This window comes from Bacillus sp. CZDM1 (assembly GCF_055502545.1).
In genome coordinates, this window is record NZ_JBUESO010000001.1 from 444533 (window position 1) to 462949 (window position 18417).

Annotated in this window: 16 protein-coding genes; 2 read left to right on the forward strand and 14 right to left on the reverse strand. The window is 39.6% G+C overall.

Translation table 11 applies throughout. The features are described from left to right. Window positions 1-44: 44 nt before the first annotated feature. From ACY3XC_RS02395 to ACY3XC_RS02420, 6 genes are all read right to left on the reverse strand, one after another. On the reverse strand, window positions 45-722 hold the full coding sequence (locus ACY3XC_RS02395) for an RraA family protein (RefSeq protein ID WP_464867130.1): 678 nt from the start codon (window positions 720-722) through the stop codon (window positions 45-47). Window positions 723-759: 37 nt separating this feature from the next. Then, complete coding sequence (locus tag ACY3XC_RS02400; protein ID WP_464867131.1) at window positions 760-1560, reverse strand: HpcH/HpaI aldolase family protein; 801 nt, start codon at window positions 1558-1560, stop codon at window positions 760-762. Beyond that, entirely contained in the window at window positions 1557-3602 is a 2046-nt protein-coding gene (locus ACY3XC_RS02405; protein ID WP_464867132.1) for an ABC transporter ATP-binding protein, read from the reverse strand. The genes ACY3XC_RS02400 and ACY3XC_RS02405 overlap by 4 nt, the downstream gene beginning before the upstream one ends. A gap of 26 nt (window positions 3603-3628) precedes the next feature. After that, a complete protein-coding gene (locus ACY3XC_RS02410) occupies window positions 3629-4528 on the reverse strand; it encodes an ABC transporter permease (protein ID WP_464867133.1) in 900 nt (299 codons plus the stop codon). A 12-nt stretch (window positions 4529-4540) separates the two neighbouring features. Beyond that, complete coding sequence (locus tag ACY3XC_RS02415) at window positions 4541-5485, reverse strand: ABC transporter permease (protein WP_464867134.1); 945 nt, start codon at window positions 5483-5485, stop codon at window positions 4541-4543. A 66-nt stretch (window positions 5486-5551) separates the two neighbouring features. Beyond that, window positions 5552-7150 carry an ABC transporter substrate-binding protein gene (locus ACY3XC_RS02420; RefSeq protein ID WP_464867135.1) on the reverse strand — a complete coding sequence of 533 codons (1599 nt, stop codon included), beginning with the start codon at window positions 7148-7150 and terminating at the stop codon, window positions 5552-5554. Window positions 7151-7445: 295 nt separating this feature from the next. On the opposite strand from ACY3XC_RS02420, the gene ACY3XC_RS02425 reads away from it, so the two are divergent. Next, on the forward strand, window positions 7446-8051 hold the full coding sequence (locus ACY3XC_RS02425) for a TetR/AcrR family transcriptional regulator (RefSeq protein WP_464867136.1): 606 nt from the start codon (window positions 7446-7448) through the stop codon (window positions 8049-8051). Between the two features lie 138 nt (window positions 8052-8189). Here the strand turns inward: ACY3XC_RS02425 and ACY3XC_RS02430 are convergent, their stop codons facing one another. Genes ACY3XC_RS02430 through ACY3XC_RS02450 form a run of 5 tightly spaced genes read right to left on the reverse strand, consistent with a single transcriptional unit; the run spans window position 8190 to window position 12155 of the window. Next, window positions 8190-9305, reverse strand: a complete 1116-nt coding sequence (locus ACY3XC_RS02430; RefSeq protein WP_464867137.1) for a M20 metallopeptidase family protein — start codon at window positions 9303-9305, stop codon at window positions 8190-8192. A 1-nt stretch (window position 9306) separates the two neighbouring features. Then, complete coding sequence (locus ACY3XC_RS02435) at window positions 9307-10305, reverse strand: sodium:solute symporter family protein (RefSeq protein WP_464867138.1); 999 nt, start codon at window positions 10303-10305, stop codon at window positions 9307-9309. After that, a complete protein-coding gene (locus ACY3XC_RS02440) occupies window positions 10269-10784 on the reverse strand; it encodes a hypothetical protein (protein WP_464867139.1) in 516 nt (171 codons plus the stop codon). The genes ACY3XC_RS02435 and ACY3XC_RS02440 overlap by 37 nt, the downstream gene beginning before the upstream one ends. Then, window positions 10781-10978 carry a DUF3311 domain-containing protein gene (locus ACY3XC_RS02445; protein ID WP_464867140.1) on the reverse strand — a complete coding sequence of 66 codons (198 nt, stop codon included), beginning with the start codon at window positions 10976-10978 and terminating at the stop codon, window positions 10781-10783. The genes ACY3XC_RS02440 and ACY3XC_RS02445 overlap by 4 nt, the downstream gene beginning before the upstream one ends. 1 nt (window position 10979) lies before the next feature. Beyond that, window positions 10980-12155 carry an aminotransferase A gene (locus tag ACY3XC_RS02450; RefSeq protein WP_464867141.1) on the reverse strand — a complete coding sequence of 392 codons (1176 nt, stop codon included), beginning with the start codon at window positions 12153-12155 and terminating at the stop codon, window positions 10980-10982. A 296-nt stretch (window positions 12156-12451) separates the two neighbouring features. On the opposite strand from ACY3XC_RS02450, the gene ACY3XC_RS02455 reads away from it, so the two are divergent. Beyond that, complete coding sequence (locus ACY3XC_RS02455; protein ID WP_464867142.1) at window positions 12452-13879, forward strand: sigma-54 interaction domain-containing protein; 1428 nt, start codon at window positions 12452-12454, stop codon at window positions 13877-13879. Window positions 13880-14226: 347 nt separating this feature from the next. Here ACY3XC_RS02455 and spo0A read toward each other — a convergent pair whose 3' ends face one another. From spo0A to recN, 3 genes are all read right to left on the reverse strand, one after another. Then, window positions 14227-15024 carry a sporulation transcription factor Spo0A gene (spo0A, locus tag ACY3XC_RS02460; protein ID WP_464867143.1) on the reverse strand — a complete coding sequence of 266 codons (798 nt, stop codon included), beginning with the start codon at window positions 15022-15024 and terminating at the stop codon, window positions 14227-14229. Window positions 15025-15312: 288 nt separating this feature from the next. Further along, window positions 15313-16611, reverse strand: a complete 1299-nt coding sequence (gene spoIVB / locus ACY3XC_RS02465) for a SpoIVB peptidase (protein WP_464867144.1) — start codon at window positions 16609-16611, stop codon at window positions 15313-15315. 99 nt (window positions 16612-16710) lie between these two features. Continuing rightward, the gene (gene recN / locus ACY3XC_RS02470; protein WP_464867145.1) at window positions 16711-18411 is read right to left on the reverse strand and encodes a DNA repair protein RecN; all 1701 of its coding nucleotides are present in this window, start codon (window positions 18409-18411) and stop codon (window positions 16711-16713) included. Between the last annotated feature and the right edge of the window lie 6 nt (window positions 18412-18417).

Genomic DNA, 18417 nt, shown 5'->3' on the forward strand with positions numbered 1-18417 from the left:
GAACTTCGCGCTTAAAAAGCATATTTGTTGATTGAAGAAAAACCCTATTTACCCTTATTCAGCATATCTTCCCATTGTGAATCCAGTCGGCGCAGGAACCTATCTGCCCCTAATACTCTTAATTCTTCGAGATTCGCTTGATCTAATTCTTTTGCCGCTTTTCCAATCTCTAGATAGTCTATGATTTCATCCTTAGGTACAACTAAAAGCCCATCATTACTGCCAACAATCACGTCTCCGGGCTGTATGACACAGCCTGAAATCGAAACCGGAACATTGATTTCGCCGCCAAGACCGTAGAATTTCGTCGTTAATGGTGATACCGAATGTGAATATACCTTAAACCCTAAATCTCTCAGGGCAATCGAGTCTGTAATGGCCCCGTTGATAATGGCAGCCACTGCCCCTTTTTCCAATGCGATTCTTGTTGTTACTTCACCCCAGCAGGCATAACGGTCCTCTTCGGATGCATCAATGACGACGATGTCACCGGGCTGGATATACTCCAGTGCCTTGCAGGTTAGCAGTACATCGTTCGGCGGGATCCGAATCGTTACCGCCGGCCCGGCGAAATGCGTCTCAATCGGGAATAACGGCTTCATTTTACTTGCAGTGATGAACTGAAAATTCAATTTGTGCCCGTAGTCGCTTGGGGTAATCTCCCCTAATTGTCTTACCAGCTCGTGGTCTGGTCTTTTAATTGAAGTATTTACGGTTATCATCTGACACTTCTCCTTCTGTTTTCTAATGGTAACACTACTAAAAATTCAGTGGTTCCTTTAAACCACTTAATATCTTTCGGTAACCGGACGCCATGATCATACGGTCAGTGCTAAAATGAATGAACCTTGCTCCGCGGTTTTTCCAAGACTCCGCAATTTCATATGGGGTTGGCGCCTCCTCCCCTTCTTGCACCTCTGTAAATACAACAAGATCGATGCCCTTCTTAACAGCAAGGTCAGCAACGCGGTCTAAGGCCATTACGACTTCCGGATGTGTCGTGTCCCCTTCGTACCCCATAGCCATCGATAAATCATATGGCCCAGGCATAATGCCGGTGATGCCGGAGTCGAGAATGTCTTCAATATTCCTGAGGGCCTCCTCATTCTCGATAATCACCCAGATCAAGATATTCTGATCGCTCCACTCCCGGTATTCCTTAGTATTTTTAAAACTATCCATAGCGCGGGTACCTGGGCTAAAGCCTCTCTTACCAAATGGTCCGTATTTGGCGGCCTGCACAACCCTTCTTGCTTCCTCGCCAGTTCGAATGCTTGAAATCAGTACACCGACTGCACCGGCATCTAAGATTTTAGTGATGCCGGAATGCTCACTAGTAGGAAGCCGGACAACAGAGGCTGCTCCGCCTGCCGCGGCCGCACGCATCATCGCAACGGTACCTTCAAAATAGAAAGTTCCATGCTCCGCATCAATTAAAACAAAATCGAAACCAGAATGGGCAGCAAACTCAGCGCCGTCAGGGTTGTTAAAGGAAATAAAGGTGCCAACCGCAATACCTCTTGTTGCTAATGCCTGATCTATTCTTTTCATATGGCTCATACTAAAACTTCCTTTCCGACTTTAATGCAAGCAACACTGTGCCCCTCCTCAGTCTCCACAAGCGGCGGTTCCACTTCACTGCATTCCTTAGTTGCCATTGGACAGCGGTTAATAAACGCGCAGCCTTTTGGCCGGTTCATCACGCTTGGGATTTCCCCTTCCAGCATCACATGATCCCGGGTTTCCTCTACGAACGGGTCTGGTATTGGTACGGCCGCAAGTAGTCCCTTTGTATAAGGATGCAATGGGTTTTCATACAGCGACTTCCAATCCGCTACCTCAACAATCTTACCTAGGTACATGACGACAACCCGGTCGCTGATATGGCGGACAACGGACAGATCGTGGGCCACAAATAAATAGGTAAGGCCCAGCTTTTTCTGTAAATCTTCTAATAGATTAATAATTTGTGCTTGTATCGAAACATCCAGTGCGGAAATGGCCTCGTCACACACGATAAATGAGGGGTTACTGGCCAATGCGCGGGCGATTCCTATCCGCTGCCGCTGCCCTCCGCTGAATTCGTGAGGCACTCTATTTTTCCAGGAAGGGTTTAGCCCCACTAGTTCAAATAATTCATCGACCTTTTTTTCATATTCCTGTTTTGTCTTCGTTAATTGATGAATGATCAAAGGCTCTCCTACAATACTGCCTGCACTTTGACGGGGGTCAAGTGAACTAAATGGATCCTGGAATACCAGGGATATATTTTTGCGTATCGGACGCAGTTTGCTTTTTGGCATTTTGGCAATGTTTTGTCCATCAAAAATTACTTCACCCGAAGTAGGTTCATACATCCGTAAGATACTGCGGATTATTGTAGTTTTTCCGCATCCGCTTTCCCCAACCAAACCAAGAGTTTCCCCTTTTTTAATGAAGAAGCTCACGTCATCCACTGCTTTAACATCCGCTACCTTTCGCTTCAGAATCCCTTTTGTGACGGGGAAATACATTTTTAAGTTTTTAACCTCTAGTAGGTTTTCGTTATCCAATTGACGATGATGGAATACTTCAGTAGAAGAATACTCCGCAGCGGCTCTGGCGGCTGCCACCTCTAGAATTGCTTCGGCCTTTATATCTTTATGGCAGGCAGAATAATGGTTGCCACCCATAGACTCAAGCTTTGGTGCCGGCTTGAAGGAGCAGGCTGCGGCCCGGTGTAGACATCTTGGTAAAAAGGCACAAATGTCCTGCTTGTTAATCAAGGATGGTGGAATACCGTCAATAGGAATCAACTGCCGGCCTTTTGGATCATCCAATCTAGGGATGGCATTCAACAAGGAAATCGTGTAGGGGTGCTTTGGACTTGAGAAAATTTCCTTAGTTGTGCCTGATTCAACAATTTCGCCGGCATACATCACATAAATACGGTCTGCATAACGGGCAACAATCCCTAAATTATGGGTCACTAATACAATAGAAGTTTTTGTTTCTTTTACAATATCTTTTAGCATCTCCAAGATTTGTGCCTGTGTAGTAACATCAAGTGCGGTGGTTGCTTCATCCGCAATTAGAATTTTCGGTTTGCAGGCCATCGCCATCGCAATGCACACCCTCTGCCGCATGCCGCCGCTGAATTGGTGCGGATAATAGTCAATCCGTTCTTCTGCATCTGGAATCCCCACACTTTTCAGTAATTCAATGGCGTGTTTGCGGGCATCCTTCTTATTCATCTTTAGATGGAGAATAATCGTCTCGATTATTTGATAACCAATTGTTAATACAGGGTTCAGCGATGTCATCGGTTCCTGGAATACGACCCCGATTTCCCCGCCGCGTACCTGCCGCAGTTCCTCCCCGCTTAACTGCAGCAAGTTTTTACCATTAAACAGGACTTCCCCGCCGACAATTTTTCCTGGGGGCGTTGGGATTAGCTGGATTCCGGAATACTGGGTAACGGATTTCCCGCTGCCGCTCTCACCGACGACTGCCACAACTTCTCCCTCATCTACGTAGTAGGAAACGCCATCAACTGCTTTTACGACATTGCGGTCGACCGTGAAGTGTGTTTGTAAATTTTTAACCTCGAGCAAATGGCTCATTTATGTACACCTCCCATTTATTTTTTTCACAAGGTTCCTTTAAGACGTGGATCAAGGGCATCCCTTAATGCATCTCCGACAATATTAAATGCCACCACTACGAGAACGACGGCCATTCCGGGGGCAAAGGAGAGAATTGGATTTGATAATAAATATTTATAGCCGTCATTGATCATGGAACCCCAGGCAGCTTTCGGCGGTACAATCCCAAGCCCTAAAAAGCTGAGGCCCGCTTCAGCCAAAATTGCCACACCAAAGTTTAAAGTAATTAAGACGATCAAAGGTGAAATACAGTTTGGCAGTACATGCTTGATCATATTTCGTAAATTCGTTGAGCCCATGAGCTCCTGAGCCACAATAAAATCCGATTCTCTTATCGCTAGTACCTGGCCCCGCATTAATCGTGCGTAAGTCGGTACCAGCGAAAGGCCTAACGTAATGATGACGTTCGTTAAACCTCCGCCAAAGGCTGCCACGAAAACCACCGCCAATATAATAGGAGGAATCGCCATGAGGGCATCCATTGCTCTCATAATAATCGCATCAATTAACCCGCCAACATAGCCAGAAAATAATCCTAGGATAATCCCAATCATGCTTGCAATGGCGACGGACACAATTCCAACCAGCAGCGCTGCCTGGCTGCCGTAAATAATCCGGCTCAAGACATCTCGTCCAACAAGGTCTGTTCCTAATGGATGGGCTAGTGATGGTTCCGCAAGTATCTGCGTATAGTCTTGTTTATATGGATCAAATGGAGCAATTAACGGAGCGAAAATAGCACAAATAATCATAATACTTATAATGGCTAAACTTACTACCACTGTTTTTCGGGCAAGGAATACACGAATAAAGCGCAGAGTATTGCTTGTATTTCTAACCTCCTGTTCCATGCCTTTGTTAGCAGCAATGATTTCTGTTGTCATCTTTGTCCCTCCTTATTTAATCCGTATCCGTGGGTCTGCATAGCCATATGAAATATCAATCAATAGATTGGTAAGCGCAACGATAATGGCAATGACCAGCACGCAGCCCTGAACGACAACAAAGTCTTGATTAAAGATACTTTGAACGACAAGCCGCCCCATACCCGGAATATTGAAGACCTGCTCAATAAATATGGTACTGCCCACGATGTTTCGAACCTGCAGCCCCACTAAGGTGATAACAGGAATAATGGCATTTTTCAACGTATGTTTGATGATAATAGCGCCTTCCTTTAACCCTTTGGAACGTGCCGTTCTGGTAAAATCCTGCATAATCACTTCCAGCATGGCTGACCTAGTCTGGCGGGCAAAGGAAGCTAGGGCGGCAAAGGCAAGGCAGATAACAGGCATAATGACCTGCTGTGTACTTAACCAGAAATCTTCAAATGGGGAGGTATATCCTTGCACCGGAAACCATCCCAGTTTAAGGCTGAAGAAATAAATACATAAAACAGCGAGCCAAAAGGCAGGTACCGCCATTCCAAAGTTTGCGACGACGGAAATAAGGGAATCAATTTTTCCTCCCCTTTTAATGGCAGCAATAATCCCAGCCGGCACCCCGATAATGATGGCTAATATCATCGAAAGAATACTGATATAAATGGTTTTTGGTAAGTGTTCGCCAATAATTCCCGTTACATCTACTCTAAAGGCAATCGACTTTCCTAGATCCCCTTGAATGGCATTTCTGACCCAGGTAAAATATTGGATTGGCAGCGAGCGGTTCAGCCCTAATTCTTCGCGAATTTGTTCTACTTGTTCTGGGGAAGCTTCAGGTCCTAACAAAGTCCGTGCTGGATCTCCCGGCAGAACCTGCAGAATGGAAAATACGATGAGGCTCACCATAAACAAAACAATAACGGTCTGTAATAGCCTGCGGATTATAAACGCAATCATAACAGCTCTCCTTTTCTGTTAGTTTAGAGGGGAAGATGAAAAGCGTCTTCCCCTCAAGCTTTTTCATTATTTTGAAAGCCAAGTCTTTTCTGGAGAATACACATTGCCATATGTTTCATTAAATCCGCTGTCTTGAATATTCGGATACATGACAATTGGCATGGTCGTTACCGCTAATGGGAAGAACATATGGTTTTCCTCAAAGACAGCCTTCTGTAATTCAAGGTTTGCCTGCTGCTTTGTTTCCGGATCGGTTGCAGCTTTACCCTTTTTAATGAGCTCTTCCACATTTTCCGGATGGTCAATGTTTACGTATAATTTGGCTTTTTTGCTTAAGTAACGTTCCATGTAAAGCGGCAGGTCTGGGTCGGTCATAACGTCAAAGTACATAAGCCCGTCCCACTCGGTGCCAATCAGGTCATACATTCTAGCAGTATCAACAGGCATGACTTCCGCATCAATTCCAACTTCCTTTAAATAGCTCTGATAAACAGGCGGCAGTGATTCATGCTGAAGACCCGGCCAAGAGATGAGCTTCGTTTTGAAGCCGTTTGGATATCCTGCTTCCGCTAACAATTTCTTCGCTTTTTCAGGATTATATTCAAATTTTTTCACATCTGGGTTGTAAGAATTCCCTGTCACAGGTCCCCATTGATCTGTAACTTCATAACCGCCTTTTAGGACCTTTTCGACGATTGTCTTTGCATCAATCGCATAAGCTAATGCTTCTCTGACCTTTACATCGGCCCAAGGAGAATCCGGATTTCCGCTATTTGGGATAAGCCCGTTTTCTCTATTGCCAAGACCTGTTGTAAGTGTGACGACTTTGTATTGATCGTTCTTTTCTAATTCTAGGACTCTATCAACCGGTAAATAGAATGAGGCATCCACTTCTCTTTGCTGGAAGGCAGCAGAAGCCGTCATGGCATCAGGGATGATTTTGTATTCGATCCCATCAAGATATGGAAGGCCCTCTTGCCAGTAGTTTTCATTTTTCTTGTATTTAATCGCAACGCCGCGCTCCCAACTGTCATACGCGAATGCACCGGTGCCCACTGGATGGCTAAATGCCCAGTCTTTTCCGTTCTTTTCATACGCTGTCGGAGAAATCATTTGAATCCAGAAACAGAGCGCGTTGTTCAAGCTGCTGTTCCATTCGGTTAGATTAATCTTGACTGTGCTTTCATCTACTACATCAATCGAACTAATCCCGTCTACTTCGCCTCGTTTGGCTTGCCGAAATAATTCAATATTCCATTTTACAGCCTCTGCATTGAAGTCAGTGCCATCGTGGAATTTAATGCCTTTTTTCAAAAAGTAAGTGATGGTTTTTGCTTGTGGATCCAATTCCCACTTTTCTGCCAATAGCGGCTGCATAACACCCTTATCATCAAATTTTCCGAGTGTTTCAAGTACTGGTGCCATCATGTGTACAAAACCGCTTCCAGGCTGCTCCGGCGGAACACCTAAATTGGCAGGTTCAATAGGTGATGAAATTTTTAACGTTCCACCATATTGAGGTTCTCCCGGATCCACTTGCTTTTGTGGAGATGTCGATGTTTCTGGGGAATTTGAATTTGAACCCGAACAGCCGGAAAGAATAAGCGCGACGATTAAACCAATCATTATGTTTAGGAATAAAAATTTGGACTTTTTTTTCAACATTTAAGAACCCTCCCATTAACCTCTTTAAAATAGTAGTTTTATAACCAAAGGTACTTTTTCCTATCCCCCACCTTCCTTATTGATAAAACCAAACACATGCTTTATCATTTAGATACCGTAGTATGTAATTGATGTTTTTATCTTACTATATATTTTTGAATTTTTCAATAATTTAAAAAATAAAAAATACTATTGAATTCTTCCTAATTTTGCAAGATTTCATTCTGTGCTATGATTTATGTAAGTATTACATCTTATGGAAAAGAGGCTTTTTAAGTAAAGGAGTGTTGGCAAAATGGCTCGAAAAAGCAGGGAAGAAGCGAAAAAAACGCGCAATACGCTGAACAAAATCAGTATGGAGCTCTTTATCAAAAAAGGCTACCATAATACGACAATTGAGGATATTTGCAAAAAAGCCGGGGTCACAAAAGGAGCTTTTTATAATCATTTTAAAAATAAAGGAGAAGTCATCCTCAGTTCCTGGTTTGATCTTGATGAGGAAGTGATCACCAGAGTATCATCACAAACCTATCAAACTAATAAAGAAGAATTAATCGCCCTATGTGAGGAAATGTACAATTATGTAAATGAAAGCCGCAGAGAATGGACGAAGGCCATCTACACTTTGCAAATGAATGACGAACAGCCTTCATACATGATTTCGCAGGAACGGCGTATGTTTATCCATTTTAAAGGGATTATTCAAAAAGGACAGGAGCAAAATGAATTCCGCCGAGATATGGATGCCGGATTTATCGCCCACATGATTCTCATTTTTACCAGAGGCATTATCTTCGACTGGCTACTCCATTCTACAGATAAATTAGGACCAGAACATATAAGGCTACTTGTTCCGTTTTTTGATACTTTTGATCCAAAATTGGAGTGTGTAAAAAATTAAGAGCTGTTTTAAAAGCAATTACATGATTATAGATTCATTTGATTAAAATCCAAGCCTTATTAGATTATGGGGATTGGATTTTTCAAAGCTGAACTACTTATTTGAATTAGTTCAGCTTTGAAAATAGCCCATATAATGTTACAATTTAGCTAACCCCTTGAATAGTTCAACTCCCGATTCAATAAGTTCATCACGGAAGTCATACTTATAAGTATGAACATGTGGATAATCTTCTCCATTTCCAATAAAGCAGTATGCACCTTTCGTTAACTTTGTAAAGTGTCCAAAGTCTTCAGATCCACGGAATGCTTCTCTCACTTCAACTAATTCCATTCCCTTTGCTTTTGCTGCCAAACGAATTTTATCTGCACTTTCTTTATGATTAAACGTTTCCGGGAATTCATCATTATATTGGAAACTTACTTTCAACCCAAATACTTCTGCCTGCTCTCTCGCAAAGTTTTCAAGATTTTCTTGTAGCCGCTCCAACTCTTCTTGGTAACGAGCACGTATTGTCATACGAATATCTCCTTTTGATGCAGCAATACCAAAAGCTTTTTCACCTACATCAATTTGTACAACTGTGCACAGGATAAGACCTTTATTTTTCTCTGGAGAGGTAAATTCAGGAATCGCTCCAAGAATATTACCGATCGCGAAGGAAGGATTGATTCCCGTTTCTGGCTGACTGGCATGGGCAGGAGCACCTTCCAGATGGATCGTCATCCCTTTAGATGCACACATCATCGTTCCATCCATAATCCCTATAGTCTTGTAAGGGAAACCACTCATATTATGGTAGGCATAAATTTCATCAATATTGTGTTCTTTAATGAAATCAACACATTGAATAGCACCATCTCCTGTTTCTTCTGCAGGTTGGAAGAGAAAAAAGATATTTTTATCTGCACCTTCTTGATCAATTTCAAGCGCAAATCCTGCTAGTGTTGCTGAGTGGCCATCATGACCACATTTGTGTGCTTTTCCAGAGAGCTGAGAAGCCCATGGCAGATCAATGACTTCATCCATTGGAAGTGCATCAAAATCTGCACGGAAAGCAATATTTGGCTTATCTGTTCCTGCCCGATAAACGCAAAGGAACCAATTTCCTTTATCTACTAGTTCTAGTTTTGTATTCGCTTTCAAAAATTCCATTAAATGTTGTTTTGTCCAAACTTCTTCGTTAGAAAGTTCAGGATGTTGATGCAATTCGTGGCGTAGTTTTTTAGCTAATTCATAATTTATAATTTTCATTTTATATAATTCCTCTTTCTAAAGTTTTACTTTCCGCTGTTGATTTTTGAGTTAAAAGACTGACAACCATCGTTACGATTCCATTAATAATTAACATGTATAGACCATTATTAATGTCTAAAATAAATGATGGCAGGTTCGGGGCTAATGTTGCCACAGTTGTACCGGCTGCTGCGGAGTATAATGCTAATGATACACCCATAACAATACCACTAATTGCCCCTTGTTTCGTAACAAGGTTTTTCTTCTGTAAACTAAAAATAAAAGCTGGGAATAGCTGCATTATAAAGTTATAGCTAATTAATTGCAGGAACACGATTGCACCGTTTGAATTTAATGATGAGAATAAGCTAATAATTGCTGCAACGGTTGCGAAAAGACGTGCAATATTCATTTGCTTACGAACTGAAGTATCTGGCTTCAACGGCATATAAATATTAGAAGTTATCATTGAACCAATTGTAATGAGCGCGACAGAACACGGTACTAAAGATGCCAGTAATCCCGCTGCTCCGATGAATCCTACAAACCATGGATCAAATGTTTCAAATACTAACTTAATTAATGCCAAATCACTTTCCGCTCCTGATAGAGTCGGAATGGCTAATATCGCCGTTAAACCGACAAGACATGCAAATAGCTGCATCAATGAATATAACGGCATTAAAATAGTATTTTTTCGAAGGGCTTTGTCATTTTTCGCTGCAAAAATCGATAAAAATGAATTTGGCCATAGATATAACCCTAAACACATTAAGACGACAGTGGAGACATACCATACTAGACTTAGACCTGTATCTGGAAATAGTAATACTTGAGGCTTAACCTCACCAACTTCTTTAACCATTGATCCAACACCATCATAATAATGGAATGGGAAGTAAAGACCTAAAAATAGAAGCACACCAAACAAAAGAATATCCTTAACCAAAGCTACACGAGAAGAACCATGAAGTCCTGAAATTAATGTATATATAAAACAATAATACTTCCAAACCAAATTGCTGCTGTAGAAGATATTGCCCCATAGGATGCAACAGACACAATCAGCCCCATCCCTTTTAATGCCATTACTATTGTCGGAATAATAGCAATTGCCCCCACGATTGTAATAATCTTCCCTAAGGTCGGACTATTATATTTTTTCTCAAAAAAGTCACCTTGTGAAATTAGATTATGCTCCTTACTATAACGTCTAATTTTTGGTAATAGAAAATAACCAATAATACAAGCAATCGAGATATAGGACATGATATAAAGAGTCGCAATCCCACTATTATAGGCTAGTCCTACTAACCCAGTTAAAGTGAAGGCTGTAAAAAACTCGCCTGCTAATAGGAAGAACGTAATGATAGCCCCCATGCCTCGTCCACCTAATGCCCACTCTTCCAATTTTTCATTTTTTCCTTTACCGGCTTTTATCGCCGTATAGATGCAAAAGATAACAACGGCGATCATAATTATTAATGAAATATTCATTCTGACACCTCCTCGTCATGTTGATCAAACCTATATAAAATTAATATAGTTAAAGAACTTAAAATAACCCACAATACAATCCAAAATATTGAAAAGGGCAGCCCTAATACAAAGGGTTCAACCCGATTGGTAAAAGGTACACCAATTAGGAAAGCCACAACAGGAACAAATGCAAGAAAATACAATGGTTTCAATTTAAACAACCTCCTCTTTTTTTAATAATGTTTGTACAAACCGTTTCATACGTTTCATGCCCTCTTTCAGATTCTCCATTGAACATGCATACGAAATCCGGAAGTACCCTTCACCATATTCAGAGAACCCATAACCCGGAATAACAGCCACTTTCGCTTCATCAACAAGTTTGTTAATGAATTCGTTCGAGTTTAATCTAGTTTTTTCAATTGAAACGAATAAGTAAAATGCCCCATCTGGTTTGATGGCTTCTAAGCCCATATCCGTAATTTGTTGATAAACATAGTTGCGGCGAAGTTCATATTGCTGACGCATTTCTTCGACTTCTATTAAATCGTGATTTAATGCCTTAATGGCAGCATATTGACTGACTGAGCTGGCACATACACAATTAAACGCATGAACTTTAAACATTTCTTCTGTTATATATGCAGGGGCTAATGTGTAGCCAATTCTCCAACCTGTCATGGCATGAGACTTTGATAAACCATTAATGACTATGCATTGCTCTTTCATTTCTGGGAAGGAAGCGATTGAAATATGTTTCATACCGTATGTTAATTCACTGTATATTTCATCCGAAACAATAAAAATATCCTTACCTCTTAATAGGTTTGCGATTTCTTCTAATTCTTGAGCATTTAAAATAGTACCTGTAGGGTTTGATGGATAAGGTAAAACAACACATTTTGTTTTTTCTGTTAAGTTTTCTTCGATTAATTTTGCAGAGATTATACAATTATTTTTACGAGTATCCACAAACACAGGTGTTGCGTAGCACATACGATTAAGTGGTTCATAACCTGGATAAATGGGTGCTGGTAAAATCACTTCATCACCAGGCTCTAAAATCGTACGGAAAGCAATATCCAGCGCTTCACTTGCCCCCATTGTAATTAAAATTTCATCTTCTGGGCGATAATTTAGATTGTAACGTCTTTTTACGAAGTCAGACGCAGCTTGTCTAAGTTCAAGTACACCTGAGTTATGTGTATAACCAGTCTTACGCGCTTCAATTGCACGTTTTCCTGCTTCTAAAATAGAATCTGGTGTTACAAAATCTGGTTGTCCAATTGTAAAGTTTATAATCGACGGATCATTTGCCACTTTGTTTCCGATTTCACGGATGGCAGAAACTTTAATATTTTTTACTGTATTGCTAAGTAAATGTTGCAAAAATGTTCACCCTCCTACTTATCGTAATGTTGGTTCACTTCATATATCTGCAAATATCATGCCAACTTTTAAAATGTTGATATACCGGCATTTTTGTAGTTTTTAAACAATATTTATAACTCAAAATCAATTTAATGATTCAAAATAGAATCAATTTGTCGAAAACAGCACAAATTTGTCTTGCTTTATGTTAGAATTTTCTCACAAAGGGGATTTTACTGATTCTTTTTAGAATCAAAAACTGATATTTTATGATTCAGATACGAATGAATTGTTTACTAATGAGGAGAGATATTATGGCTAATGGGGTTATACAACAATTTGATCAGGAATTGTTCTTTAAAATTTTAAATACATTAAAAGATCCTATTTGGATTATCGATAACAAAGGGAATGTATTGTGGGTGAATGAAGCAGCATATAAAAGTTTTTCATCCATACAAATTGATGAATTGATTGGCCAAAACGTTATTAAAATGGAAAAACGAGGTATATTTTCACCTTCAATCGCAAGGCTTGTCATTGAACAAAAACAGTTTATTAGTACTATTCAGGTGACTCAAGATAATGTTCATTTGCTTGTTTCTAGTGACTATATTCCAGACAAGAATGGGGATATTCAATATATCGTTACGCATGCAAGACAATTATCCCAAGTTATCAATCAATCGAGTGAATTAGAAAAAATCGAATCTATTTTACAACTATATAAACAGCAAATTCGGCAACTAATTTTGCAAAAAAATCAGCAGTATGAAGATTTCTATGTCGGAAAAAGTAAAGCTACTCAGCACATTTTTGACTGGTCTCAAAAGATTGCAGATATCGATTCAACGATTCTATTAACTGGAGAAACAGGTGTTGGGAAAACAGCCTTTGCCTATCGTATTCATCAGCTGAGTAGTCGTAATAATAAACCATTTATTCATTTAGATTGTAGTACAATTCCGGAATCCCTCATTGAATCTGAATTATTTGGGTACAAAAAAGGGGCATTTACAGGGGCCAATGCGTATGGAAAACTCGGTTTAATTGCAGCGGCTGAACAGGGGACTTTGTTTTTAGACGAAATCGGAGAATTTCCTTTTCATCTACAATCAAAGCTTCTGCAATTTTTACAAAACAAGACATTTAGAATGATTGGGGATAACCAAGTACAACAAGCTGATGTGCGAATTATTGCAGCCTCGAATGTAAATTTAATGGAACAGGTCAAAGAAGGAACATTTCGCAAGGACCTATTTTATCGTTTAAACATCCTTCCCATGATAATACCGCCTTTACGCGAAAGAAAAGAAGATATTATTCCACTTTTAAATTTTTATTTAAGTAAATTCAACCAAAAGTATGGTCGTCAACATACTTTATCAAAAAATATTATGGATACCTTATTCAATTACAGCTGGGAAGGAAATATTCGTGAACTTGAAAATTTAATAGAACGATTAGTGATTACATCTATTGGACCAAAACTGGATATAGATGATTTACCAAGCGACTTCCCCCTTCAGCAGTCTCAACAGATGCTCCCTCAAAATGTAGAAGAAGTGAGTTTACCATTCTATTTAGAACAGATTGAAAAAAGCATTTTAATTAAAACCTATAACGAAACGAATAGCACTTGGAAAACAGCAAAAAAACTCGGTGTATCCCAATCCTATATCATTCGTCGGTTAAAAAAATTCAATTTGAGAATAAGTGAGAAGACATTGGTTGAGGAATAGTTTTTGGAAAACGCAAATACAGATAAAACATATAGACTAACTCTATTATAAAGCAAAGAACGTCCAAATCCCTAAAAAAGTTAGTGATTTGGACGTTCTATAGTTCGTTAGAGTTATTGGTTTAAGGCACTAGGGTGATGGAACGGAAGGTGCGTAGACTCCTGCGGGATCAGCGGGACAGGTGAGACCCCGCAGGCGCTTTAGCGCTGAGGAGGCTCACCGCACGCCCCGCGGAAAGCGAAGCATCCTGGAGTGGAAATCAACCGGCCTAATTAACAAAGGCTAACCTTTAAGGACTTTTTCAGTGGTCTCTTTCAAAATGAAGGCTTTTTATATTATTGATCCTTTCAAGAAGCCTTATGCTCTAAACGAAGCTTATCCGCAACCATAGCAATAAACTCGGAGTTTGTAGGCTTTGCCTTAGACATGCTTACTGTGTAACCAAATAATGATGAAATGGAATCGATATTTCCGCGGCTCCACGCTACTTCGATAGCATGACGGATTGCACGTTCCACACGGCTTGCTGTAGTGTTATACTTCTTTGCAATATCAGGGTATAACACCTTCGTAATGGAGCCAAGTAATTCAATATCGTTATAAACCATTGAAATGGCTTCACGCAGGTATAAGTATCCTTTGATATGTGCTGGAACTCCAATTTCATGAATAATGCTTGTAATGCTGGCATCTAGATTTCTTGGTTTATTTTCAGTGTGTGAACGATAATTTCCTGAAGCTGCCTTCCTGCTTACCTGACTGCTTTTACCGCTTACTTGACGGATATGGTTACCTAAATTCTCCATATCAAAAGGTTTCAAAATAAAATACGAGGCACCAAGCTCTACTGCCTTCTTTGTAACGTCTTCTTGTCCAAATGCAGTCAACATAATAACATTTGGAATTGCACCCTTTTTAAGCTCTCTTAAGCGCTCTAGAACAGCTAAACCATCTAGGTGAGGCATAATAATATCTAAAACGAGTACATCCGTATCCGTTGATTCAAGAAGTTCTAAACAATCCTGACCATTATGTGCAATTGCAATACCCGCAATTTCCATATCATCTTGGGAAGAAATATAGTCCTCTAATAATCCAACTAACTCCCTATTATCATCCACGACACAAACTTTAATCTTTTTCACTTTTATATCCTCCTCAAATCCAAATGGTCATATCTCTATTTAACATTAATTTTTTATTCTCTTAATTCTATTCTAAATTAGAAATTCGACAATGCAACTAAAATTCCTCTAGTTTTTTTAATATTTCTTAAAATAGTGAGAAAATCTCATCTTTTCTTTGTTTTACTTTGAATTTCGACTAAATTCGCATATATGCCTAATTATTCCAAAAAAATGTCGAAAAAACTTTACGTTAATGCAAAAAAACAAAACAGGCGATATCGCCTATTTTGTTTGAATGACTGAGTTTTAGCTAGCCTTTTCTTTAGGTTCTTCGTATATGTTAATTCCTGCTTCATTTAACATCCATTCAATGTGTACTCCATAACCAGAGGTTGGATCATTGACAAAGACATGTGTTACTGCTCCAATTAGCTTTCCATCCTGGATAATAGGACTTCCGCTCATACCCTGAACGATTCCTCCAGTTTTTTCTAATAGCTTTGGATCAGTTACTTTTAAAACCATGCCTTTTGTTGCTGGAAATTTCTGCGGGATCGTGCTGACAATTTCAATTTCAAATTCTTCTACCCTGTCATCATTTACCACTGTTAGAATTTTTGCTGGCCCTTCCTTCACTTGGTGAGATAAGGCGATTGGCAGTGGTTTGTCCAAAATTCCGTTCTTTAACTCTTTATTTAACACGCCGAAAATGCCAAATGGGCTGTTTTTTGTGATATTCCCAACTATTTCACGATCTGAAGAGAATCGTGCAAGCTTTTCTCCTGGGTCGCCATTACTGCCTTTTTCAATGGAGGTAACAGTAGACCGAACGATTTGACCATCTTCTACTACAATTGGCTTTTTCGTATCCATATCCGAAATGACATGCCCGAGGGCACCATATTTTTTAGATTGCGGATGAACAAATGTCATAGTCCCAATTCCTGCTGCTGAATCACGAATATATAATCCAAGCTTATAGGAGCTTTCTCCCTTATCTTTCAAGGGAGTTAGTTTCGTTGTGAACTTACCGCTTTCCCTGCTAATAACCATATCTAATGCTTTTCCGCTTTGTCCTGCATTTTGTACAAAGGGAGCCACATCTGTCATTTTTTCAATTTTCGTACCATCGATTTCTGTAATAATATCACCGATTTTGATTCCTGCTATTTCACCAGGTGACTTTTTTCCATCCTCAGTATTAACTAAATGGTGACCTACGACCAATACGCCAACCGTATTTAATTTAACACCAATGGATTGTCCTCCTGGCTGGACTTTGAAATCCTTTAAGACATTTACATCGACTTTTTTAACAGGTATCCCTGCAAACTCTAATAGCATTTCTTCTTTGCCTGAATCATTTGCTTTTAAGGATACATTTTTTTGATCTTGTTCAAGTGTGATAGTTGAATTGTGAGATACTAAAGAGGCTGATACCGGTACAGCCTTTTGAAAAGTATAATCTTGTCCTTCAAAGACTGTAATGGTCTTTGGTATATCAAGGTACTGCTGAAATGGCTGAAAATAAAGAACGCTGATTAATGAAACAAGGAGAATTCCACCAATGATCTTTCTAATTATTTCTAACTTCAAAATCTTCACTCTCCTCGCTTCTGTTTCACTCTACATCGAAATGGCTACATCTTTAATTTTGCCTCCATCAGCATCATTTATAACCTGTGACAACATAAAAAAGCTCCCCTAATTGGGAAGCTTTTCAATTTTTTTATTTTCAGATGCTAAAAATAACAATTCTTCAGCATGTTTTTTCGTTAAATCGGTAATTTCAACACCTGAAATCATTCTGCCAATTTCCCTTATTTTTTCTTCCATACAGAGTGGACTGACCGAAGTTTTGGTTCGCCCGCCTTTTGTCACTTTGGAAATAAACAAATGAGTATCTGCCATTGCAGCCACTTGCGGCAAATGAGAAATACATAATACCTGTGAATCGACAGCTACATTATAAATTTTTTCAGCTATCGATTGTGCTACCCTGCCGCTGACACCAGTATCCACCTCATCAAAAATAATGGAAGTAACTCCTTGGTGTTTCGAAAAAATGCTTTTAAGTGCTAGCATTATCCTCGATAGTTCACCGCCAGAGGCAATTTTTGATAATGGCTTTAAAGGCTCACCGGGGTTGGTTGAAATAAAATACTCCACGTGATCCACACCGTTTTTTGTAAAATGTGGCAAGACGGATTCAAAGCGGATTTCAAAGACTGTTTTTGCCATGTATAGTTCTTTTAACTCATTATGAATTAGTTTTGTCAGCTTTCCAGCCCAGCGTTTTCGGAGCTCGGTCAGCTGTTTGGCTTCTAGACTTAAATCCTTTTTGATGGAGGCTAGTTGTTTCTCTAATTGCCCTATATGTGTTTCTTTATTTTGTAATGTTTCTATTTCTTCTTCAATTTTCGCTGCATATTCTAAAATTTCTTCAATTGTTTTTCCATATTTCCGTTTTAACTGATTAATTTCATTTAATCTTTCTTCGATTTCATTTAACCGCTGTGGATCATATTCTAATTCATCTAGTTCACTTCTCAATGTGCGGGAAGCATCCTCTAGTTGGTAAAAGCTATTCATGACGGATTCATATAATTCTTTATAAGCGGAATCCAATGCTTGAGCGTCTTCAAGCTGTCCCATTACCAAACTAATCCAATCCAACCCCTTTTGTTCTCCTGTAAGGGCATTATAACTGGATTGAATTGCATCAAAAACACGCTCAAAATTCACAAGCTTTCTTTTTTCTTCAAAGAGCTGCTCATCTTCATTCAGCTTTAAATTTGCATTTTGAATCTCGTCAAATTGAAATTGAATTAAATCTAATCGATGTGCTGTTTTTTGCTCATTCTCACTCAAAGACTTTAGTTTATGAAAAGTTTGTTCATAGCGATGAAACACTTCTTGGTATTCTGCCTGGGAACGAGATATTTCCTCAAACCCAAATTGGTCAAGTAAGAGAAGATGCCTGCTCTCATCCATTAAATCTTGGTGTTCATGCTGACTATGTATATCAACTAAGGTCGAACCCACTTCCCGGAGAGTGGAAATGGTCACGAGCTTACCATTGATTCTACAAACACTTTTGCCAGTCCGGGAAATATCTCTTCGTAATACGACCATACCTTCTTCAATTTCAATTCCAAACTCAAATGCTTTTGAAAATACCGGATGGTGCTCATCTATTTGAAATAGCCCCTCAATTTCTGCCTTATCTTCCCCATGTCTAACAAACTCAGCAGAGCCTCTGCCGCCTACCAGCAGATGAATGGCGTCAATAATAATTGACTTTCCTGCACCCGTTTCTCCAGTTAATACAGTCAAGCCCTTGTCAAACGAAATGGAAAGGGCCTCAATAATGGCAAAGTTCTTAATCGATAATTCTGATAACATGGTGCT